Here is a 22,638-nt window from a genome sequence, read left to right as displayed (position 1 = left end):
AATTACTCCGGATTAAGCTCTTACCCTGGTCAGATATGCGACCTGGGGACCGACATTTAAATACTCGAGAACTCGGAAAGATCTAGGATCCGCACTAAGTTTGGAAACCTTAGAAGTTTTATCGTTGGTATTACCGAAGCTGATCGCATCTGCTGCACAGCTTTGCTCGCAAGCACAACGAACTTCTCCGTCTTTAAGAGTTCTACCTTCGTTCTTAGCATGGATTTTAGCCTCTGCGATCTTATGAGCGCAGAAGTTACATTTTTCCATAACCCCTCTACCACGAACCGTAACTTCAGGATTGAGTCCGAGATATCTCGGAGTTCTGGATCCTTTTTCGGCTCCGGTATCGTTATACCAGTGTTGAGCCCAGTTATAACGACGAACTTTGTAAGGACAGTTGTTAGAGCAGTAACGAGTTCCAACGCAACGGTTATAAACCATGTCGTTGATCCCTTCGGAACTATGAACGGTAGCTGCAACAGGGCAAACAGTCTCACAAGGAGCGTTATCACACTGTTGGCACATCATAGGCTGGTGAGCGATCTGTAGATCTTCCGGTTTTTCAGGATCACCGATATAGTAACGGTCGATACGAAGCCAATGCATCTCGCGACCCACTCTAACTTCGTCTCTTCCTACTACAGGAATATTGTTCTCTACTTGGCAAGCGATGACGCAAGAACCGCAACCGGTGCAAGCAGTCAAATCGATAGCCATACCCCATTTATAACCAGGGTATTCATGAACCGGGTTTGCTCCGGCTGCGTAGACCATCTTACCGTCTTTTTTAATTTTAGGAATTTCGGATTCTTTCACTCCGGAAGCTGGATTCTTTTTCCATTCTTCCAAAGAAGTAGATTGAACCAAAGGACGATCTTCGTATCCGAAACCTGGAGATAAAACGTGGTGGTGCTGGGTGCAAGCAAGCTTGTAGGTTTTGCCTGTTTTCTCGAGAGAAGTCACGGAAATTCCAGAGAATACTCCATCTTCTGCAAGAGCATAAGCGTTCTTACCTACTTCGTTTCCTACTTTACCAGCTGCAGTTCTACCGTAACCAACAGCGATTCCGATCGTATCCTTGTGAACTCCAGGTTGAACCTGAGCAGGAAGTTCGATAGAACCTTTGGTGGTTTTAACGGAAACCACATCATTGGATTGGATCCCTTTTTCTTTCGCCAATGCAGGAGAAATAACTACGTAGTTGTCCCAAGTAACCTTGGTAACAGGATCCGGAAGCTCTTGTAATAGAGAGTTATTCGCGGCTCTACCGTCTCCGATGGAGCTTGTCTCATAAAGAGCCAAACGGATTCCAGCAGGATAACTTGCAGGCTTTTTCAGGGCCGCTTTATTGAAGCCACGAGTAGCACTTGCAGTTTTGCTGCGGTCTTTAGCCCTTACTGTGGTTCCAACTCTGAGAAGTTCTTCCCATTTCTGTTTAGAACCTAGTTTTTTGGTCCAAGAGTTCATTACGAATTCGTAAAACGATTTTTCGTTAGAAAGAGATCCGCCTGCGAAAGCGATCAAACTGTCCTCGAAAGAACGAGTGTTGAATAAAGGACGGATCGCAGGTTGTTGGATAGAGAATATTCCCTTAGTTCCTTCTGAATCTCCCCAAGACTCTAAGAAATGAGTAGTGGAAGCCAGATAATTGGAAGCAAGCGCAGTCTCATCCGCCCTGTCAGCAAGACTTACAGTCAAAGCAGCTCTATGAAGAAGGTCCTTCCAAGAATCTCCCGCTTGGTAAACCAAGTTGGTATCGTAGAGGAATAGAACTCCTACTTTAGTTTGTTTTAATGCTTCAGTAAGTTTATTTAAGTTACCTGAATAATCCGCTAACCCTTCTTTCTTAGGAGTAGCGTAATCAACAGTCTTACCGTCGTTGTCTAAGGTAGAGTTTAAGAAGTTCACAAGGATTTGAAGATCCACAGCTTCTTTAGTAGAAGCGGCAAGACCACCGGCTACCACAAGAGATCTACCTTTGTTTGTCCAAAGTGCTTTTGCAGTTTTACGGACTCCCTCTGCGCTAACTCCAAGTTCTCCTGCGAGACTTTCTACTGTAGAAGCTCCGGTAACATCCTTAGTATTTGCTCCTAATTCTCCCAGACCCGCAGCAATTGCAAGAGCCAGTTTGGACTGGTCACCAGGACGAATCGGAAGTCTAAGATCCGCGTTAGATCCAGACATAGTAGGAACGGATTCGGCAGCGATGAAGTAGTTAAGATCCTTTGCTCCATCTCTTAGGTTTCTGCGTTTTGCAAAATCCTTTTGGTGTTCTTCAGGAGACAACCATCCACCCATAAAATCGCAATCGATGGACAGGATCGTGTTCGCCAATTCGAAATTATAGTTAGGAACAAGTGCCTTTCCGTAAGAAGCCGCTTGAGCTTTGGAAATTGCATCTTCCGGAGAAGTGATAGAGATCTCTAAATGTTGTCCCCCACCGACTGCTTTTAAGAAGTCAGCGATGATCGCTTTGGTAGAAGGAGAATCAAGAGGTCTAGTTACGATTACAGTATTACCTTTGTTCTTAGAAAGAGCTTCCTGAACTTTAGAATCCAAAGCGGCCCATTGGATATTCTCCACTTTTCCGCCGGAAATTGCCGCCGGACCTTGTGCTCTGTCTGGATCATATAGATCAAAAATAGCAGCTTGGCCAGAAGCACCAAGAGCACCTTGAGAAACAGGGTGATCTTCGTTTCCTTCTAATTTTAGAGGACGTCCGTCTTTAGATCTAACTAAGTAACCGGTTCCGTTAAATACGGTAGCATAGTAATACGCTTGTCCGTGTTTTACGAAATCAAAAGTACCTTCGTCAGTTTTCAGATCCACGTATGGAACGATTTTTTCGACAGGCTTGCGTACACAATTTAAGGAAGTCATTGCGACTCCCGCACCCATCAATTTGAGGAAAGTTTTACGATCGAACTCGCCGGATTTAATTCTTGCGATTACTGGATCCGGAGAAGTGAAAAATTCAGAGCGTGCTAGGTCCTTCGTTTCTTTTTCGTTATCTTTCAGTTCGAGGGAGAGCCAGTGAGCTTTCTTTTCTTTCTGGAAATTCTTTTTATCCATCTGTTATGCTATCTCCTGATTATCTGTGACAGGTGGAACAGTCGGTAGGAGCATTGTTCTCCCGGTGGCAGTTGATACAGTATCCCATATTCAGAGATGCTACCTGCTTGACCTTGACCATTTCAGCTACATTGCCGTGGCATTGCGAACAATCCACGCCTCTTGAGATATGGCGAGAGTGATTGAACTGAACATGATCCGGAAGGTCGTGGATTTTCACCCACTCGATCGGTTTCTTGTTCGTGTAACTTTCGCTCAAAAATTTTATATCTGGGCTGTTCTTTGCAACAAGCGAGTGACAGTTCATACAAGTAGAAGTATTCGGAACCGTTGCGTGCGCGCTTGTTTCTACACCAGTATGACAATAACGACAATCTATCTTATTATCACCTGCGTGAATCTTGTGGTTAAAAGGTATAGGCTGATCCGGAGAGTAGCCTACATATTTGGAGGGAGAAAAAATCAGGTAAGCCACTGCTGCAATAGCAATAAGCGGAACCGAAAGTTTCAAAGCTTTCTTATTCATTCGTGAGAAGTCCCGTGGGTTCCAAAATAAGGTTTGGGAACAAGGATTTTGGCTTAGGTTAAAATTGCAAGTAAACGCCTAAAAACGCGATTGGTTTGGCGATTTCTTGCATTTTTCTTTGAGACTTAGTATCAATTAAATGGATACCATTTGTATTGAAGAAGGTCTATTTTAGAAGATAAAAGATCTCGAATACAAAACCTAAGTTTATGATAGATATGATTAGAACGGTCGTTCTTAATATTAAGAAAATTCCTGGATTTTACTTTCTCATATCACTAAAATATGAATTCAAAAATCTAATTTGGAAAGAATGATGCACTGCCCACTGATCCGATTTCTGGGAATTCCCTTCGCTTTCCTAATAACAATCTCCATTATCGCGAAAGGTCCCATAAAAAAACTTAAAATCACAAGCTTCAATTCCTACTTTTTATATGATGAGATAGGAGATTCACATAAGTTTCCTAAAGATAGAAGGCATAGAACGGAAGAAGATTTTGCCAAAATAAAAAAGATAATTCTTTCCAATCATCCCGACATAATCGGATTCCAAGAAATAGAAAACGAAACCGCACTTCAGCATATTATAATAAATGAATATGAGTGCACAGCGACAGTTACTCCAGGTTATTCTCAAGAGTTAGGATTATGTTGGAAGAAGGAACTTGGAAAACCGACTATCAGCGAATTAGAACAACTTTCCATTCGCCCGGGCCTGAGAAAGGGACTTCTTGCAGAGTTCAATTTCGATGGTAAGAAAGTTTTTATCTTAGTAGTTCACTTGAAAGCGGGACATTCTCCAAAGGACAAGAAGGAAAGAAAGGAACAGATACTTGTATTGAAGGATATTCTGCCTTCCCTAGGTAAATTTGTTTTGTTAGGAGATTTTAATGAGGTTCTGGAAAGAAGAATAGATCTCTGGAAAATTCTTCAAAAAAATCTAAAACTTAAGATAGCGAACTATAAACAAAAATCGGATTGTTGGCAACACAATGACGGCTTTATAGATTACCTGATCACGAATATGGAATGGCAAGAAGGAAGTTTTATCCAAACCAAGTTCGAATCTGACGATGGCAATTTTGACGGGAATCCAAGCGCAGAAAAAGGCCTTTCGGATCATTGTCCAGTGAGCGCGGATTTATTATTGGAAAGATGATGGCTCATAATTTTACCAAAACAATCTTAAACCCAGAGGGTTATACTCCTTTAAGTATCTATCTTTTGTAATAAACACAAAATCAAAACTTACCGCTTGCCAAACCAGAAATCTATCGAATGGGTCTGTATGTTTCCCGGTCGGCAGCTTATAATAATTCGCAAATATCTCAGGAGAATCTCCGATAAATTCAAATCCAGCTTCTCGGATCTTTTTAGGCAGTTGCTCTGGTGTAATTCCTTGTAAGTCCATCTTTCTTAGAGAAAATTTCAGTGAAATTTCCCACAAAGAAATACTACTAATAAAGATCCGGTTCGTCTGGTTTAAAATTTCTGATTCAACTTTATAAGATAAATTCTCCGGCTGAAATAATACCCATAAGATTGCATGTGTATCCAATAGATAATTCACAGATTCAGGAATTCCTCCTCTGTCATTTTAAAATCATCGGAGATTTTAAAGGAAGCTTTTCCCTTTAAAATTCCTAGTATTCTTTTTTTGGGTGTTCCAACTTGATTCGTTGGAATTCGTTTTTTCGTAGTAGGCTCTGATTCGTGTTCAAATCGCACTAATGGGAATCGGTATTTGAGTCCTGTAGCTGTCATTTTCATGACCCAAGGATATTTATATTTTTTTAATTCGTCAACTACATTGATTTCAAATCACTTCGAACACGCGGAATATCAATTCCAAGTTCGTGTTACGTCCATATTTGCTAGCTAACACGAACTCAGCATATCCTATGTTTATAATTAAATCAAAGTTCTCGTCTCAAAACTTCTATATCTGAATTCAATTCCTGGATAGAAGACTTCATCTTTCCATTATAAATTCCGCGTAATCTAAGTTGAGAATCTAAAAGATACACATGATCCGAGTGAAGGAAATCATTTTCAGTGAGCTTCTTTTTAGCGTTTTCTTTCGGGATCGCTGTGTCCGCGTTAAATGAATCTCTTGCTAAAGCATAAATTTCTTTTTGATTTCCTGTCAGAAGTTTCCATTTTTCATAACGGATTTTTCGTTTGGATCCGTATTCTTTTAAAACCTGAGGAGAATCCAAATCAGGTGTGGCGGAGAAGGACAAAATTTGGATCTTGGTGTCGGCCTCGAATTCCTTCTGCACCAAACTCAAATTATTAGTAATTGTAGGACAGATCCCGGCACATTTAGTAAAGAAAAAGGAAACAACAGTAATTTTTCCCTTACAGGACACTTCAGAAATATTCTGATTCTCCTGATCCTTCATTATAAATTTGGAAATCTCTCTTGGTTTAAAAGTATTTTTATTCTCCCAGACCGGTTGAAGATCTTTTCCATAATATAAAGGAAGTTTATCCTTTTGAGGTAAGGAGAAGTCGGTGATTTCTTGCGAATATTCCTCTTTCGGATCTTTAGAACAACCGATCGAAAGAGAGATTAAAATCAAACTGCAGAATAAAATTTTAAAATAGGACCGTATTCCCATCTTCATCTCCTCTAACTTGGCTGCATAATTTTCCGCCCGTCATCCCATATGCTCGTCCTTGATAGATCACAAAGTTCATATAGATCTGCCCGTTCTCTCTCCACATCTTCTTTCCAACCACTTTTCCATGATCGAATTTTGCGTAAGAATATAATGTACCGGAGTTTCTCCATTCCCATTGGGAGCCGTGAAACTGCCCCTCTGAGTATTCATTATGAAAACGTTTTTTACCGTCGGGAAACCAACCAAGATGAGTTCCGATCTTCTTCCCCTGGGAAAATTCTCTTTCTGCCAAAACTTGGCCGTTAGAATGTACATCTTTTTCGATTCCATCAGGCAAACCGTTCTTGTAAGAAGTTACACGGACGATTCCCAATTCTTCCGTCCTTGATTCCAAAAAGCCGTAGAACTTTTCTCCTCCATAAAAAACAACCCTTCCATTTCGAGTAATAGAAGGATCAGTGCTTACAACCCGAGCCGGATCGCAAGCGACTAGAAGAAAGCAGATCGTGAATAAATAGAACTTCAATCTAACCTCTGATTAGTCTACGGAACCTGGAGTTCCCTTGAAATAACTCCCTATGATGTATCCGTTTAAACCTGTTTGGTTTTCCACGTGATAACAATAAGTCGAATCAACAAATTCGGTAGTTGTACAGGAAGTGGTATGTGTGGTAGAATCCAATGTAGGATAAGAACCTGATTGATTTTTCTTTCCATAAATTGGGAAACCATCCAGCATGATCCCTACCATATTATCATCATCATTTGTGATTTTATAAGGCTCCGTATGATAATGATATTTTCCAGTATTCTGTGGGTGGCCTTGAGATGGGTCCATTGTATAATATTCAGTTGCAAAAGAATCTCCAGGAGCCGCCTGGTTATTGAAGATCACAACACCCAATGTTGTAATTCCGACAGAATCCGTTCCTGCATTGGATTGTGAACAATCCGTAACTGTAGGAGTAGTCGGGATCGTCATCGTGATATTCTGGGTAATAATATGATTTGGATTGGTATGGAAACCTGAGTCCATGCTCTCAGTGTAAGTACTATCCGTACCAGTATAGTAGGTGCTTTTATGTGGAGGCCGATCATTGGTTGTGATCACATAATTGGAACCTTCTACAGTAATAGTCACACAGTGAAAACTGGTCTTCATCCAGCAAGGAGCCTCTGCAGCAATGCTAGTTACACAGGTAGGCCCCCCAAAACCAAGATCATCATTAGACTCATTAATCGCAGCGGGGCAAGACGCAGTGGACGTAAGAGTTGTGGGCATTGTAGTGGTGGTTGTTGGTGTACATTGAGAAGCGGCCAATAAAACCGCTGTGGAAGAAAGATCACTCCCTCCAGAATTATCACAATTCCAAATAAAAGCTGCAATAGCAATCAGTAGGACAGATCGTAATCGAAGCATAACTACTCCAAACTTATTAGTTTAGAATAATCTACGAGATCTTTCGAATGAATTCGACCGCCCCAATCGGCTCGAACCATATTTTTAAAATTTTAACGTGAACTCACTTCGGAAATTTCTTCCAGATATTGTGTCGGTGTCTTCCCTGTGACTTTTTTAAAAGAAGTGTTAAAAGTGGACTTGGAATTGAACCCATACTCAAGGGCCAATCTCAAAAAATTCGGACGTTCTTCCGAAATATTTCCCAAAACAAAGATGATATCTTTGATCCTATATTCGTTTACGAAATTATAGAAATTTGTTTCCAACGTTTCGCTTAAGATTTGTGTGATATAGAATCTTGGAACTTCCGTATTTTCGGAAAGTAGATCGATAGAAAATTCGGAATCTTTATAAGGTTTTTCAGACTCCATATAACCACGAATCTTAGATAGATACTCTGGGATCATATCTTCTCTTAGTCCGGATTTTTCGTATTTTTTGCGTTCTTCTTCTACCTCCTCTTCTTCTTTTGAAGTTTTTGTCTTAAATGCATGCAGTTCTCTATGAGTGTAAACCACGGTTTGTCTTACACCGAACCAGCAGAAAAAAACGGAGAATGCTAAAACGGCTGCTCCTCTGATCAGTCTCGGCTCGTAGGTTTCCGGAGGAAGGTCCGTAAATAGCAAACCTTCTAACAAAAAATGGACACAGGTAGAAATTACGAATAAAACTAAACTCCAATACATCCATCGTAAATCCTTAATACCATCTATATTAGAAAAATGATTTACTATATTCCTTCTATGTCTGTTCAAAAGTAAAAACGTCCAAATGGAATACACCAACATGGAAGTGACCAATAATCCGCCGTTTGGATGAAATCCCCTACTCGGCCTATGCCATTCATGAGGATACAATTCTTCTTCGGGACTTTGGAAAAAGAACAACTTGGCTAAAAGTATAAATTGGAGGAATACAAAAGGAACAAAATGAAGAAGGTCCGTTCTTCTGAAACTCTTACCTTCCGTTGTCAGATTTCGAATATACAATAATAATAATGGACCATAAGTATAAGGAAATAGGATGGTAAAATCTAAAAACTCAGGACCCCATTCGAATCTATAGGCAAGCAAATGCCCTAAATGGGGTACCGAAAGAAAGATCGTAAATACAGAATAAATTGAATCGAAAGGATACCTAGGTCGTTTGGTAAAAATTAAAAAGGCGGAAAAAACGCAGATTGTAAACGAAATGATCGGTATCGCAGGAACCATAACTAAGTTTGACCCGGAAAATCTCCCGGTTTGGTCCTCCATCTTCTATGTACCCAAAAATATTGTTCAGGATATAGTTTAACTTCTTCTTCTAATGCTTTGGTCCAAACTTCAGTATAATGGCGGATCGCAGCTTCTCTATCCGAAAATGCAGATTTATCTACGAAGCCAAGATCCTTAACGCGAACCATGACCTTTCCTTTCTCTCCGCATAAAACAGAATAAAGTAACATCTTTGCGCCGGTCAAATACGCCATCAACGCAGGACCTTGGTAAGTAGAAGCTTTACGATTGAAGAAGTCTACAAAGATCCCGACCTTACCTGCATTTTGGTCCGAACCGAATCCTACCCAGTATCCTTGTTTTAACATCTTAGTAACTTGGCTGGACTCTTCAGTAGAAACCAACTTGATTCCATTCTTACTTCTTAATTTATGAATGAGTCTGTCCACATAAGGATTTCGGACTTTTTTATAAATCCCTCCTCCCTTCATTCTAATCCCCATAAATTGTACAAGGATTTCCCAGGTCCCAAAATGTCCTGAGATCAAAACAACTCCCACCCCATCTTGGATCGTTTTCTGTTCGATTGCCAAAGACTCTGCATCATAGACTAGATATTTATCCATCCATTTACGGCTTAAACGAGGAGCGAATAAAGTACCTGCAAGAAGATCACCTATATGAAGAAAACTTTTCCATACTAGTTCCTTCTTCTTTTCTTCCGAATATTCAGGGAATGCATAAGAAATATTATCGTAAGCTATCTTACGATGTTTTTTAGCGAGTGGATAAAGAAGACGTACTAAAAATCTTCCGTAAACTAAGCAGGCTCTATAAGGTAGAATTCTGAACGGTAGATAAAATAAGTATAAAAAGATATAGGGAATAATATAGCGAACCAAAGTGGATCCAATTCTTGTTTTTCGAACATAAGGATTCGATGTAGGTTCTTTGACAAGCAAAAAGACCCTCAGTTCATTTGATACAATATCTCGAAGAGGATCTGCGTTCCCAATTTCAAATTTTCCAAACTAATACTTTCATTCTTAGCATGAAGCATAGTCAGCTCTTTTTCGTTAAGAAGAACTGGAATTAACCCATAACATTCCAAACCTATTTGACGAAAGTATGCATTATCCGTTTTACCCGGAGAAATAAAAGGAGCGGCTACACTTCCTGGAATTTTGCGAGTCGCAACCGAAGCAATCGTTTGGAAAAGAATAGAATCCAATTTAGATTTATCTGAGCTAACAGTGGATGCAGGTTCCACTTCTACTTCATATTTTCCCGCTATCTTTTGGATCTCTTTTAAATATTCCAAAGGATCAAACCCAGGAAGAAGTCTCACATCCAGTTTTGCTTCCGCCAAGGAAGAAAGTACATTATGACCTTTACCTTCTTCCGTTTTTAAGCCGGAAACAGCCTTAGTATTTCTAGTGATAGCGCTCAGCTGCCTGCTGGAACGAATCGGCCCGTATAATAAGCCTCTTAAAATTGGAATATTTGAATTTTTTAATATAAATGATTTTGGAAAAGAGCTGATACTTCCCAATTGATAGAAAAATCCTTGGGTTTCTTCGGAGATACGGATCTCAGTATCATATTCCAAAACTTCGGTCAAAAATTTCAAAAGTCTGAGACTGGGATAATTTAGACTTGGGGTGCTTCCATGTCCTTGGTCCCCTTTTGCTCTAACATTCAACCAAAGATTTCCTTTTTCCGCATATTGGATATTGAAGATGATACTTCCAGGTATAGCGACATCCTTGGTCCCGAAACTTCCTTCGTTCAACATATATCCGTAACCTTTGAACAATTCAGGATGAGCTTTTAATAAAAATCTGGCACCTCTTTCACTTCCGGATTCTTCGTCTGCCATACTTAAGAACATTATTTTTCTTTTAAGTGGAACCGCAGATCTTTTCAGTTCCAAAAAGGAAACAATCTGCATTGCTATAAGACCTTTACAATCCAAGGCACCTCTTCCGTGAATTCTACCTTCTTTGATTGTTCCTGCAAAAGGGTCTTCCGTCCATTCCTTCGGATCCGCTTCTACCACATCCAAATGATTTCCTAAAATTAAACCTTTTTCGGAACTGGGAGAACTCGGCTCCAACTCAGCGATTAAATTCACTCGATCCGGAAATCCAGGCTCGGAGACAAACTTGGTCTTAATACCTTCTTTTTCGAAAATAGATCTGATATATTCTGCGACTTGTTTTTCGTTTCCTCTAATCGATTTGATCCGAATCAGATCTGTGAGAATTTTAACTGTTTCCGCCTCTCTCTTATCCCAGGATAGAATATGATTTTCTTCCTTTAGAGAAGTGTCCTTAATGGGGGATGTGACACATTGATAGAAGAATAAGATTGAACAAAGATAAAAAAATGTGCGAGAAACGAACATTCGTCATTTCTAAAAGAAGAATGATCAAAAGTCGAGAATTACTTATAGGGAAAAGTAGCCCCAGGAGGACCCTGGGACCAAAACCAAACCAGGCTCATAACAAAGCCTACTTAAGAATTCGGAGGGTTTACAAAATTTCCCTTAAACTTTTTTAATATTTTTAAAAAAAAAATTCGAAGGATCATTTTCTGGAAATTTCTTTCCCAGGTTTAAATCGGATCTTTCCTAAATACACCTTGGTGGTCAAAGAATCTCGTTTGGATTTTAAGAAAAAACCAAACTCGGGAGTAGCTACCTTGTAACTCTCATATTCTGCAAAAATATCCAGATCCACTCGATCCGCAGTAAATTCGTCAAAATGAGGCATATACTTTTCGGAGATGAGTATCATTCTTTCTCCATCCTTCTGCAATGCTTCGAACAGAACTTCCGGATCAAATAAGGTTCTGGTCAAACGTTTGGAATAAAACGCATAGGATCTTTTAGAGGCAGGAACTCCGAACATCAGAAACTTTTCTTTTCCAGGTTCTGCTTCTTGGATAATCTCTCCTATTTCCTTAGAAGGTTGGTAAGATACAAGCAACGGATACGCATATAAACTCACCAAAGTAAAGAAGAAGGAGACGGATACCACTAAGGTCCCGAGCACGGCTTCCGTCTTAAAATATAATAAAACGATAGCCGCAATTCCCAGATACACTGCCACCCAAACATAATAGGAAACCGGAACATCTAAGACCAAGATCGGAAATAAGATCCCTGCGAACACAAATCCCAAACTAGTTAGATAAACTAAAATTTTACCCGCAAAAGAAAGAGATCCTTCCGGACTTTCTATCAGTCTGAGCAAAAAGCCGGAGCCAATAATAGCTCCTGCAGGAAGGCACCAGTAAATGTACTGAGGCAATTGGTATTTGGAAAAGCTGATCAAAAACAAAAATAAGAACAACCAAAAAGCAGGGACAAAATCCTTATCTCTCCATTCATTTTTTCGAATATTAGAAAATAGATTTTTACCCTTCTCTCTGATGAATCCGACTAAATTCGATCCGATCCAAGCCAAGAACGGTAATATGAATATTCCGAATGCCCAAGAGAAATTGGAGTAGAAAAATAGAGGATTGAATTTTTGGTCATACATCTTGATATAAAAGCGACCGAAAGATTGCACCCAAAGGAAAAAATAAGGTCCGTAGGTATTAAATTCCGAATACAAAGGAATAGACCATAGAAACGGAGGAATTAACGCTAATATCCCTCCAGGAAACAATTTCATCCCAAGAAGTCTCTTCCAATCCCTTCTAAAAAGAATGTCCCCGCCGATTCCAATTCCTGGAATCACGACTGCGATCGGCCCTTTTGTGATAAAGCCGAGTCCCATAGCAAGATACATCGCGTAATAATAGGCAGGATTTTTTTTGGTTCCTAAATAATAAAAAGCGAATACTAAAATGATATAAGGAGTCACGTATACATCAATCTTAGGATCCACCACCATTGCATACAATCCAGGAGACAACGCGTATAAGAACACCGAAATCCAGGCACGTTTCACATTTCCTGAATATAGTTTGGTGATTGTAAACACTCCCCAGAGAGAAAGTAGGGTCATGAGTATTGCAGGCAAACGGAACGCGTAATTATTCTGACCGAAAAGAGTAAAAGAAGAACTGATCTTCCAGAAAGTAAGGATCGGTTTATCTAGGTATCTTCTACCATTATCTCGAATAAAAAACCAATTCCCGCTATCGGTCATTTCCCTACCGATTTCCGCATATTGGGAAGAATCAATATCGATCACATCCAGGGGAAATGTTAGAAATAAGGGCAGAACGGCTACTGCTAAAAGAAACCAAATAGAATATTTCACAAAAGAGGAGTTTTTCCCATCCTGAACGAAATTCATATTTTTATAATACTCCAAACTTAATAGAAAAACGATAATATCAATCCATGAGCCCGGATTCCATGAGACAACGTGAAAATCCAGTACATGTTTTTTCGGACTCGTAACAAGGCATTGCATATCCTTGTTCTCTTAAACATCCGGACTCACATTCAATCTGCATAAAACTTTTTTGAGAGGCGTCCATGGGCCCATTGGATGCGTATTGTTTTTCCACACAAGAGGTGAAAAAACCGCAAATCTCCTGGCATTTTTGTTGGTAAGGATCCTTACAATCGGCAATCCCGATCATAATAAAAGAAAATAAGAATAAGGTCGAAAAAAGAGACAGCCTCATTCCAGCTAGGTTATTCGATACGGATCTAAGGTCAACTTTTTGCGGCGAGCATTCCGCATGCTCCGTTGATGTCTTTTCCAGGGGACCTTCTATTCAAGATGGGAACTCCTGCAGGTTCCAGATGGCGTAAAAACTCGTCTATTTCCTGATCGGTGGGCCTTCTCCAGCCATAAAACTCGGTGTTTAAAGGGATTACGTTTATTTTACAATCCAGTCTTCTTGCGATCTTCACTAATTTTTTAGCGTCTTCCCCGCTCATGTTCACACCGGGGATCATCACATATTCGAATGTAATCCTACGCTTTAGAACTTTGGTATATTCTAAGGCAGCATCTAGAAGTTCCGGGAGTGCAAATTTCTCCTCTATATCCATGATTTCTTTTCTTCCGTTCGGATCAGGATGGTTGAGTGAGATTGCAAGATTATAAGGTTCTTTATTTTCTATAAATCTACGAATACCGTTCACTACTCCTGAGGTGGAGATCGTGATTCTTTTCGCGCCCATCCCTAAAGCTTCCCCATCATGCAGAAGTTCCGCTGCACGCATTACATTAAAGTAATTATGCATAGGCTCACCCATTCCCATGAATACAATATTGGTAGCTCGATCGCCTACGATCTTTTCTACCTGAAGGATCTGATCGATGATCTCTCCTGCTTTTAAATTTCCTTGGTAAGGTAGTTTAGCAGTAGCGCAGAATTTACAATTTAGAGTGCAACCTACTTGAGAAGAAATGCAGATCGTTTTTCTTCCACCATCTCCGGAAGGGATCCAAACCGATTCGAATTCTTTTCCGCTTCCAGGAACGGATTCGAATGTGAATTTTTGGGTTCCGTCTATTGATTTTAAATGTTTGGCAACACTGATAGATGAGAAGTAAAACTTCTCCTTTAATTTATCCTTTAAGTCTTTTCCGATTGTAGAAAATTCTTCCCAGGACTCGTAACGATTTGTGTACAATCCATTATAGATTTGTTTCGCTCTAAAAGGTTTTTCTCCCAGTTCTGAAATAATCCGGGTGAGCTCTTCCAAGGTCTGGCCCTTGACCGGGATTTTTCCAGCTCTATTTTCCTGGAGTTCAGAATTGGAAAGGGTTTCGTTCACTTACAAGAATCCTTATATTCTTTTTCTGCGTTTTCGTATCCCAGATCCCAGGATTTTTTATAATCCCTGCAAGACTCTGCCTTTCTTTTTAAGGCAGCATAACCCAAACCGCGGTTAAAATAAGAAATCGAATCGTCCGGTAGGAGCTTTAAAACTTTGGAATAAGAATCTACGCTATCCTTATATTTTCCGGAAGCATAATAAGCGAACCCCAAAGAAAAGATCGCTCTCGGATATTCCGGATCCAATTGTACCGCTTTTTTAGCGTCCGCCAAAGATTCTTTCGCTTTTTCTAATATACCAAGTTGGATGGATCTTTCCGCAAATGCATATGATTTGATGAGACCCGAATCGATGGCCCGATTCATATCCTCCAAACCTTCTTCCTTTCTTTCCAAACCGAAACGGCTTAAACCTCTGTAAAATAATGCATCCAGATTTTTACGATCCATAGAATATGCGGAATCAAAATCGGTTTCGGCCTCGGTATATCTATTCAGATAATATTTGCTTAAGCCGCGATTATACAATGCGGAAGAATTATTAGGATTCGCTGCGAGATAACGATCATATTGAGAGATAGAATTTTCATACTCGGCTGCATTATAAGAATCTAAACCTTGTTGAAAAAGTTCATTCAGTTCCTGGTCTGTAAGAACTTCAGGAGCAACAACATTGGTGCTTCCTGATTCTTTTTTCAATTGGTCTATAAACGCAGTTATCTCGGAAAAAAGAGAAGAGAATTGAAAAGAAGTCTGAGGTGTTGATTCTTCTTTTTGTGTGTCCGATTTTTCAGCCTCGTTAGAAGAAACAGACCCATCCGGAGAAAAGATCTGAAACCCTGCCAAAATTAAACCAACTACCAGGAAAATGCCCAATACTTTCTGCATACGATTTGTATGACCGGATTTTAAAAGGAATACCAGCTTTTTTCCGGTCAGGAAACAGCAGAATCCGAATGTTCAGAAATAACTTTCCCGTCTTCCAGGATCATTCTGATAAGCCTAGTCATCTCCACCGAATATTCCACATTTAAGTGTTTAGTCACACCTTCGCAAAAACCATTGATGATTAGAAGTTTTGCATCATCTTCCGAAAGTCCTCTGGACTGAAGATAGAAGAGTTGCTCTTCGTCTATACGAGAAACAGTCGCCTCATAGTTTAAGGTTCCATTCTGCCCGCTTACATCATTATAAGGATAAGCGTGGGACTGGGAACGATCGTCCATCATAAGACCATCACATTTTACATGGCTATATGCGTTAGAAGAACCTGTTGTGAATTTTACGAGACCTCTGTAAGAGTTGATCCCGCCGTCCAGGGAAACACCTTTTGCTAAAATATTACTGCGGGTGTTTTTACCTACGTGGATAATCCTTGCGCCTGTATCTTGGATCTGACCGGAGCCGGCAAAGGCTAAGGATAGAATATCACCTGTAGAATTATCACCTTGTAATACGATACCCGGATATTTGATCGTGTTTGCGCCAATATTCACATCCGTCCAAGTGATATGAGCAGCTTCATGGCAAAGACCACGCTTAACGGTCCAGTTATACATATTCTTTTTCCAGTTCTGGATGGTAGTATAGAATATTTTAGAATTCTTATGAGCAATCAGCTCCACAACTGCAGTATGAAAATTTGTGCCCTTGTCTTGGACAGAAGAACATCCTTCCGAATATTCCAATTCTGCCCCGTCTTCTGCAATCAAAAGAGTTCTTTCATATTGACCTGAAGAAGCTGCAGTCACTTTGAAATAAGCCTGCAAAGGCATAGGAGTTTTGACACCTTTCGGAACGTAAGCAAAAGATCCGCCTGAAAAAACCGCGGAGTTCAATGCGGAAAATTTATTATCCCCGATGGAAACTACAGTCCCGATATATTTACGAACGATATCAGGATATTCACGGATCGCAGTATCAATATCACAGAATAGAATTCCTAAGTCGGTAAGTTCCTTTTTAACGTTAGCGTAAATAGTCTCGGAATCTTCCATGGCTTCTATTCCAGCCAGGTATTTTCTTTCGTGTTCAGGGATTCCAAGTCTTTCAAAACTTTTTAATACTTCAGGATCTACTTCGTCCCAGGATTTTTTCTTCTTATGGTTAGCACCTATATAATGCACATACTCGTCTATATCCACTTTGAAGTTGGGAAAAAATCCCCAACTAGGCATAGGTTTACTTTCAAAAACCTTAAATGCTTCTAGACGGAATTCGGTTAGCCAGGTCGGCTCATTTTTAATATGGGAGATGGACTCCACCACTTTGCGGGTAAGTCCTTTGGGAAAATTATCCGCACGATAATATCTATCTTCGTCGGAAATGATCTCAAGTGCTTGTGCCATAATATTCTTCTCCCATATCTTAGACTTTGAAAAGAAAGATGCAACCCTTTTGAAAGCCTGAAAGGCGAGTTTCGTTAAGGTTGAGGGCCCTATAACCAGGTTTTAAGAGGACAGGTGTGTGACCAGGAGAAATTCAGAAAGGAGAATCCGGCCGAAGGCCGGATTTCCGTAAGTATTTGGATTAGTTTACTGCGGAGAAGTATTCTTTGGACTTTTCCGGATCCGCTTTCATGGTTTTCTTTCCTTCGTCCCAGTTTGCAGGGCAAACTTCGCCGTGTTTTTCCACGTATTGGAAAGCTTTGACCAGACGGATTGCTTCGTCTATGTTTCTTCCTACAGGAAGGTCATTGATGGTAGACTGACGGATTACTCCGGCTGGATCGATGATGAAAGTTCCTCTTAAAGCAACTCCACCTTCGGTAAGAACTCCGTAATCTCTTGCGATTGACTTGGTTATGTCAGCAACTAGAGGATACTTGATATCTCCCAATCCGCCTTGTTTACGAGGAGTGTTTTTCCATGCAAGGTGAGTAAAAGCGCTGTCTACGGAAACTCCCAGAACTTCCGCTCCGATTTTTTTGAATTCGTCCAATTTTGCATCATACTCGATGATTTCAGTAGGACAAACGAAAGTGAAGTCGAGGGGCCAGAAGAATAGAACAACCCACTTTCCTTTATATTCGGAAAGTTTGATTTCCTTGATTTGCTGGCCGATTACGGCTTCTGCTTTAAAGTCCGGTGCGAGTGAAGTAACTTGAGGCATTTTGCTCTCTCCTATTTAGAATCATTCTAAATTTAGACAGCCAGGATGGAAAGCAGTTTTTCTTTTTTAGGAAATCTGAAAATTTTTTTCCGGAGAAACTTCTCTGCCAAATTTTCAGCCTTTCGCCATCAGGTATTTCTCCATGAACTCTGTGATATCCTTGATGTTCCGATTGATCATCTTTCTGAGTTCAGGAGGAATATTTTGCGATTTGATCACGCGATAATAGTTCAAAGCATTCTTCAACATTTTGCGGCGGGCAAATTCCTGGGCCTTAATCAGCATAGGTTTATACTTATAATATGAGTATTCCATAATACTGTAATTCTTGGAAAGTTTGAACGAATGTGGTATCTTTCCGAAATCATAGGTCAAGGTCAAGAAGGGAGCATCATCCACTTCCGGAGGTTTTAACTCCAGAATACCGTGGATCATCTTAGGCTCGTCGTCCCCTCCTCCACTCTGGCCTTCTGGCCTATCTTGGTCTAAAGGTTCTAGGCCTCCATCCAGTACTTCTATTTCAGGAGCTTCTTCTGCATTTGGAACAGGAGAAGGTGCAGAAGTCGGGGCACCTGGTCCTGCAAGTGGAGGAATCTCAGGTGTATATTCTTCATGTTTTGTTTCATCTATCGGATCAGGAAGATCTATCTTAGGTAACTCGATCGGACCTGTAGCAGGAGCAGCTTCTCCACTTGGAGCCGGTGCGGGCGCCTGAGGAGTTCCTTCAGGTTCTCCTCGGACGACTTTATCTTCCGGATCAGGTAAACGGATCGGAACTAAATCTAGCTGAGGAAGAACAGGTGCGGCATAACCCGGGATCTGATCGGAAAGAGGATATTCTGGTTTAGGCCAATCCTGAGGTAAAGGTTCTTCTAATGCTTGCTCTTCTCTTTCTTGGCGTTTTTCTTCCGCCTTCTTCTTTAGATAATCATCTCTCTCTTGAAAGAGATCTTCTTTTCTTCTATCGTCTTCTCCCCTTCTATCTTTTCGGGAACCCTCTCCTCCTCTTCTTTCTCCTTGGGAACGACGATCTTCTCCCGTCCTTCTATCCACAAGTGGAAGGTCCTTAAACTTATCCCATTCATCCGAGAAGAACGTATCTTCTGGAAGATCCATCTCATTTGGATCAAGATGTTCTGGATCCTTAGGTTTTGGAGAAGGTTCCGAAGGAGCAAAATCTTCGGGACTTACAGGGCCTGGTCCGCCGCTTGGAGGAGGACCTCCACCAGGGCCAGGAGGTGAAGGAACTCCGGCAGAATAAGAGATAGGTGCTCCCGGTGGTGGCGGAGGTATTGGCCCGGAAGAAGGCGCATAAGAAATAATTTGATAAGATACCGGGCCCGGGGGTAATTCCGCGGGAAGTTTTGGAGCTTCTGTTCCGGGTGGAGCTTGTATCTGGATCGGATTTGCAAATCCCTGGGAGAGACTTCCGCCTAAGGCTTGGCTGATATCCTTGATCGCTTTAACCAAATCTCCCAAAGGAATAGGAGGTCCTGTATAATTCGGGTCATCAGGAGTATAAGTTTCTTCTTCAGGAGGAGCGTTTAAATGATCTTCGATTGCTTGGATATTATTGTCGATCTTCTCATTAATATCCGAGTCGGGAATTCTAGCGTTAGTTCTCTTTAAGATCTCCAACGCACCTAAGAAATTTTCTTTATCTACTAACGCTTCTGAATGTAATAGAGGTCTTCTATGATGCGCATAACGAGAGTTATTCCGGATGATATCATCCGTTGCATGAGGAAGTTGTAATTTTTCCTTCTTCTTCAATCCTGTGTAGTTAGGTTTTTCACCACTTTCGGAAGGAGGACTCCATTCTTGATCGGGCTTCTCTGCTTCTGCCTGCCCTCCACCTTTTTGTGGAGAAGAAGAGGATGATGATGATGGAGAAGAATCTTGGTCTCCTACATTGACTAGTTTTCCTCGATCAGCTGGAGCTGGAGTTCCTGCACCGGAACCTCCCGACCCTGGACCGCCGCCTCCACCTGCACTTCCACCACCTGGAGAAGGTGCAGAACTTCCGGAAGATCGATTCGGATTTCGGAATAAAGTGTACGCTCCTGCTCCTGCAGAAAGAAGTCCTAGTAATAAAAGAAGTGCAGTCATCTAAAAGATTCTTATCTATTATTTTCGACAGAGTATTACGTCGTTCTTAAACAGCAATCAGTAGCTTTTTCGGATTGACACCATGAATGTTAAGTAATAACTTGACATATATGAAATCAACGGTTCGGGAAAACCTGAGCTTCGGGTCTAGTCCTGATAATCCGGACGGTCTTCAGTTAAAGATCACCTTTGATGAGGACACAAAAACCGCTTACGGTGACTACACGGTTCCTGAAAAGTTCCAAGGGTCCCCGGACGTGATCCATCCCGGAATCATTGCCACTATTTTGGACGAAATCATGGCCAAAATCAATGAAGCGATGAATTTTAAAACAACAACTGGCGAGTTAACGATCCGCTTCTTACAGCCTGCCCAAGTAAATCAACCTCTGCATTTACGTGGCTGGTTCGTGAAAAAGAACAAAAAAGTGATCGAAAACAGAGCCGAAATAGAGAACGAGATCGGTAAGATTGTTGCCCGCGGTAAGGGCAAATACATCGAACTCGATTCCTGATCCAATACGGAATTATAAAACCCGCCGATGTGGTGGAATTGGTAGACGCACTGGATTCAAAATCCAGCGGGGGCAACCCCGTGTCGGTTCGACTCCGACCGTCGGCAGGGTTATTTACTTACCAGAAGCAATCGCTTCTTCAAATGCATCCTTCTCCACTTGATCAATCGCTTCTAAGATCAAATCCATTTCTTCTCTAGTCATCCCGGCAAATAATTCTTCTCCCTTCGTAAGAATTCCTGCACCGAGCATAATACCTTCTACCTCTTGCCGAGTATATGTTTTAGATTTGGATTTCATTGTCTTAACGACTGCGTCCATAAGTTGTTTTATTTTAGAAAGAAGTTCCTTATCCGAAAGTGTGGCGAATAATTTTAAGATATCTTCCCTAAATTGATCCGCGTCTTTTTTAGAAACGGAAGCAAGCACCTGATTAAATACGGATCTATTTGTGAGATCTTTCCCTTCTTTTAATAATTCTTTTGCCTTGGAGAACATGATCTCTTCGAATCTATGAGCGGTTATATAAGAATGTAGGGCGGCAAATCCTGCTTGGAACGCAGACCTTAAATGACGGCCCAGTTTGAATACCGCCATACTTAAAGAACCTAATAACCCGAATACTTTTTGTGGAGAATGTACAAATCCCGCCAAAGATTCGAATGCCCCGTCTAATTTTTTCCTCCCCTCGTATTCAGGGTATAGTAGCTCTAAAAAGTAACGTACGAGAAGATCCACTTTCTCTTCCGGTATTGTAGAGAACTTTGGATACTTGGAAAGATTGTTTTTGGAATATCTTCTTCTTAAAGCTTCTCTATATGCGCTTATCAATTTTGGAAATTCCGGTTCTTCTAATAAAGAGCCCATACTCGGGATGATTTTTAGGAAGGGCCGTTTATTCGGAAATTGTTTTTTTCACACAAAGGCACAGAAACACTGAGGGTTATTATATGGAAAGTATGCCTGTAGGAGTTCCAACAAAACTCTTTTCTCCGTGGCCTTGTGTATCTGTGTGAGAACATCCTTGTGCCTCTTGAAACTCTGTGCCTATTTCTTCCATTCAAGGCGAACCAATTCATACTTCGCCGAGTTTGCTTCCGCGAGGGCTTTTTTTAGGTTTGGCAAGACCCAAAGTTTTGTATCTTCTCGGAATGTGTCTCTGTAATTCCAATTGTCCTGGAACATTCTTTTATAATACTCCTTGGGATCTACTGTGACGATGAACTCCACCCGTTTAAGTTTGGAAAATTCTTCCTTGGATAAGTTTGCGCTTAGAAAAGCGGATTCTCCAGGAGAAAGTCTTGTATCGAAAATTTCTTTTTGTAATTCCAAATCTAACATCCAGCCAAGAGTTTTCTCGGAAATCTTTCTTCTTTCTCCCGTTACGAACTCAGCCAGAATTTCTAAATACACTTTTGGAACGGAATAACTCGGAAATAAATGTCCTACCCCGGTGTTTTTCAATTCTGAGATAATTTCTGCGCCTTCTTCCTTTGGTACAACCTGTAAGAAAGTTTGGACTCCACGTTTTACCATTTCCGGATCGGAGATACCTTTCCATTCGTGTTTTCTATGAGGCATATGGCAATTTTGGCATTGGACATTTGATCTTGCAAATTCCGACCTTCTCCATTGGCCATACGTATCCATCAGAAATTTTCCATTTATTTGTTTTGCCGTCTCCGGAGATTGATGACAGGTTTTACAAAATTCCGATTTTTCGAATTCCTTTTGTGGAATAAAACCTTGGTGAGGAATATTCACATTTTGGAATATTCTATCCTTATTTCCATCTTTTGGAAAAGGCCCATAAACATTTCCTTTTCGGAGATGGCAACTTGCACATTGGACTCCGCCTTCTTCACTACCCGGTTTCCAAATGGAATCGGAAACTTCTCCCCAGCCTAAACGAAAGAGTAACAAGTTTTTGGTTTCTGGATTTGGACTATGGCAGTTCATACAATTTTCGGATCCATGTTTTCCGATCCGAGGTAATTGCCAAAGAAAGCCCGGGCCGATGGCCCGGGAGTGAAGAGTCGACTTCCAGGAACCGAACTGTTGTAAATGGCAGCTCCCGCAAGAGGCTGGGTTCGGATCAACTGTAAGCGAGCCTTGGGATTCGAGGGGGAATACCCAATGCCGTTCATGAAATTCTTCTTCTTTACAAAACGTTAAGAAGAAGCTGGCCGTAATAATTGCGGCCGAAAGAAGAAGGCGGAGTCCAATGTGCAAGTTG

The 22,638-nt window shown here is 40.9% G+C and carries 20 protein-coding genes and 1 tRNA gene; 3 read left to right on the top strand and 18 right to left on the bottom strand.

Annotated elements, in window-relative coordinates:
• Positions 1 to 12: 12 nt before the first annotated feature.
• The gene (locus CH365_RS18825) at positions 13 to 3,075 is read right to left on the bottom strand and encodes a TAT-variant-translocated molybdopterin oxidoreductase (RefSeq protein ID WP_100770094.1); all 3,063 of its coding nucleotides are present in this window, start codon (positions 3,073 to 3,075) and stop codon (positions 13 to 15) included.
• A gap of 19 nt (positions 3,076 to 3,094) precedes the next feature.
• Entirely contained in the window at positions 3,095 to 3,601 is a 507-nt protein-coding gene (locus CH365_RS18820; RefSeq protein ID WP_086448446.1) for a cytochrome c3 family protein, read from the bottom strand.
• A 313-nt stretch (positions 3,602 to 3,914) separates the two neighbouring features.
• Between CH365_RS18820 and CH365_RS18815 the strand changes: the two genes are divergently transcribed.
• The gene (locus tag CH365_RS18815) at positions 3,915 to 4,763 is read left to right on the top strand and encodes an endonuclease/exonuclease/phosphatase family protein (protein WP_244283316.1); all 849 of its coding nucleotides are present in this window, start codon (positions 3,915 to 3,917) and stop codon (positions 4,761 to 4,763) included.
• A 12-nt stretch (positions 4,764 to 4,775) separates the two neighbouring features.
• Here CH365_RS18815 and CH365_RS18810 read toward each other — a convergent pair whose 3' ends face one another.
• The 14 genes from CH365_RS18810 to CH365_RS18740 all read right to left on the bottom strand — a co-directional run bounded on the left by CH365_RS18810 (position 4,776) and on the right by CH365_RS18740 (position 19,887).
• Positions 4,776 to 5,174, bottom strand: a complete 399-nt coding sequence (locus tag CH365_RS18810; protein ID WP_100770092.1) for a type II toxin-antitoxin system VapC family toxin — start codon at positions 5,172 to 5,174, stop codon at positions 4,776 to 4,778.
• A 346-nt stretch (positions 5,175 to 5,520) separates the two neighbouring features.
• Positions 5,521 to 6,228, bottom strand: coding sequence for an SCO family protein (locus CH365_RS18800; protein ID WP_100770090.1), 708 nt, complete (start codon positions 6,226 to 6,228; stop codon positions 5,521 to 5,523).
• The gene (locus CH365_RS18795) at positions 6,206 to 6,757 is read right to left on the bottom strand and encodes a toxin-antitoxin system YwqK family antitoxin (RefSeq protein ID WP_100770089.1); all 552 of its coding nucleotides are present in this window, start codon (positions 6,755 to 6,757) and stop codon (positions 6,206 to 6,208) included. The genes CH365_RS18800 and CH365_RS18795 overlap by 23 nt, the downstream gene beginning before the upstream one ends.
• 12 nt (positions 6,758 to 6,769) lie before the next feature.
• On the bottom strand, positions 6,770 to 7,651 hold the full coding sequence (locus CH365_RS18790; protein ID WP_100770088.1) for a YHYH protein: 882 nt from the start codon (positions 7,649 to 7,651) through the stop codon (positions 6,770 to 6,772).
• Positions 7,652 to 7,743: 92 nt separating this feature from the next.
• On the bottom strand, positions 7,744 to 8,907 hold the full coding sequence (locus CH365_RS18785; RefSeq protein WP_100770087.1) for a helix-turn-helix domain-containing protein: 1,164 nt from the start codon (positions 8,905 to 8,907) through the stop codon (positions 7,744 to 7,746).
• Positions 8,908 to 8,909: 2 nt separating this feature from the next.
• Complete coding sequence (locus CH365_RS18780) at positions 8,910 to 9,812, bottom strand: lysophospholipid acyltransferase family protein (protein WP_100770151.1); 903 nt, start codon at positions 9,810 to 9,812, stop codon at positions 8,910 to 8,912.
• 68 nt (positions 9,813 to 9,880) lie between these two features.
• Complete coding sequence (locus CH365_RS18775) at positions 9,881 to 11,317, bottom strand: M20/M25/M40 family metallo-hydrolase (RefSeq protein ID WP_100770086.1); 1,437 nt, start codon at positions 11,315 to 11,317, stop codon at positions 9,881 to 9,883.
• A 181-nt stretch (positions 11,318 to 11,498) separates the two neighbouring features.
• The gene (locus CH365_RS18770) at positions 11,499 to 13,223 is read right to left on the bottom strand and encodes an ArnT family glycosyltransferase (RefSeq protein ID WP_100770085.1); all 1,725 of its coding nucleotides are present in this window, start codon (positions 13,221 to 13,223) and stop codon (positions 11,499 to 11,501) included.
• Between the two features lie 40 nt (positions 13,224 to 13,263).
• Entirely contained in the window at positions 13,264 to 13,560 is a 297-nt protein-coding gene (locus tag CH365_RS18765; RefSeq protein WP_100770083.1) for a Cys-rich protein, read from the bottom strand.
• 31 nt (positions 13,561 to 13,591) lie between these two features.
• The gene (gene rlmN, locus CH365_RS18760; protein WP_100770082.1) at positions 13,592 to 14,665 is read right to left on the bottom strand and encodes a dual-specificity RNA methyltransferase RlmN; all 1,074 of its coding nucleotides are present in this window, start codon (positions 14,663 to 14,665) and stop codon (positions 13,592 to 13,594) included.
• Positions 14,662 to 15,555 (bottom strand): tetratricopeptide repeat protein, encoded by an 894-nt coding sequence (locus tag CH365_RS18755; protein ID WP_100770080.1) that lies wholly within the window; start codon positions 15,553 to 15,555, stop codon positions 14,662 to 14,664. The genes rlmN and CH365_RS18755 overlap by 4 nt, the downstream gene beginning before the upstream one ends.
• A gap of 47 nt (positions 15,556 to 15,602) precedes the next feature.
• Positions 15,603 to 17,015: a Fe-S cluster assembly protein SufB gene (gene sufB / locus CH365_RS18750; protein ID WP_100770079.1), complete on the bottom strand. Its 1,413-nt coding sequence runs from the start codon at positions 17,013 to 17,015 to the stop codon at positions 15,603 to 15,605.
• Positions 17,016 to 17,196: 181 nt separating this feature from the next.
• Positions 17,197 to 17,778 carry a peroxiredoxin gene (locus CH365_RS18745; RefSeq protein ID WP_100770073.1) on the bottom strand — a complete coding sequence of 194 codons (582 nt, stop codon included), beginning with the start codon at positions 17,776 to 17,778 and terminating at the stop codon, positions 17,197 to 17,199.
• Between the two features lie 114 nt (positions 17,779 to 17,892).
• The gene (locus CH365_RS18740) at positions 17,893 to 19,887 is read right to left on the bottom strand and encodes a hypothetical protein (RefSeq protein WP_100770072.1); all 1,995 of its coding nucleotides are present in this window, start codon (positions 19,885 to 19,887) and stop codon (positions 17,893 to 17,895) included.
• Positions 19,888 to 19,997: 110 nt separating this feature from the next.
• Here CH365_RS18740 and CH365_RS18735 point away from each other — a divergent pair, with 110 nt between their 5' ends.
• Positions 19,998 to 20,402, top strand: a complete 405-nt coding sequence (locus CH365_RS18735; protein ID WP_008595600.1) for a PaaI family thioesterase — start codon at positions 19,998 to 20,000, stop codon at positions 20,400 to 20,402.
• A 23-nt stretch (positions 20,403 to 20,425) separates the two neighbouring features.
• Positions 20,426 to 20,509, top strand: a tRNA-Leu gene (locus CH365_RS18730).
• Between the two features lie 7 nt (positions 20,510 to 20,516).
• On the opposite strand, the gene CH365_RS18725 is transcribed toward CH365_RS18730, so the two are convergent.
• Together CH365_RS18725 and CH365_RS18720 are read right to left on the bottom strand one after the other, a co-directional pair.
• Positions 20,517 to 21,269 (bottom strand): hypothetical protein, encoded by a 753-nt coding sequence (locus CH365_RS18725; RefSeq protein ID WP_100770071.1) that lies wholly within the window; start codon positions 21,267 to 21,269, stop codon positions 20,517 to 20,519.
• A gap of 180 nt (positions 21,270 to 21,449) precedes the next feature.
• Entirely contained in the window at positions 21,450 to 22,361 is a 912-nt protein-coding gene (locus CH365_RS18720; protein WP_425268572.1) for a multiheme c-type cytochrome, read from the bottom strand.
• Positions 22,362 to 22,638: the final 277 nt, after the last annotated feature.

It is taken from the genome of Leptospira neocaledonica (assembly GCF_002812205.1).
GTDB lineage: Bacteria > Spirochaetota > Leptospiria > Leptospirales > Leptospiraceae > Leptospira_B > Leptospira_B neocaledonica.
The sequence above is the reverse complement of the archived record's forward strand: the minus strand, read 5'-3'. Positions and strand labels throughout refer to the sequence as shown.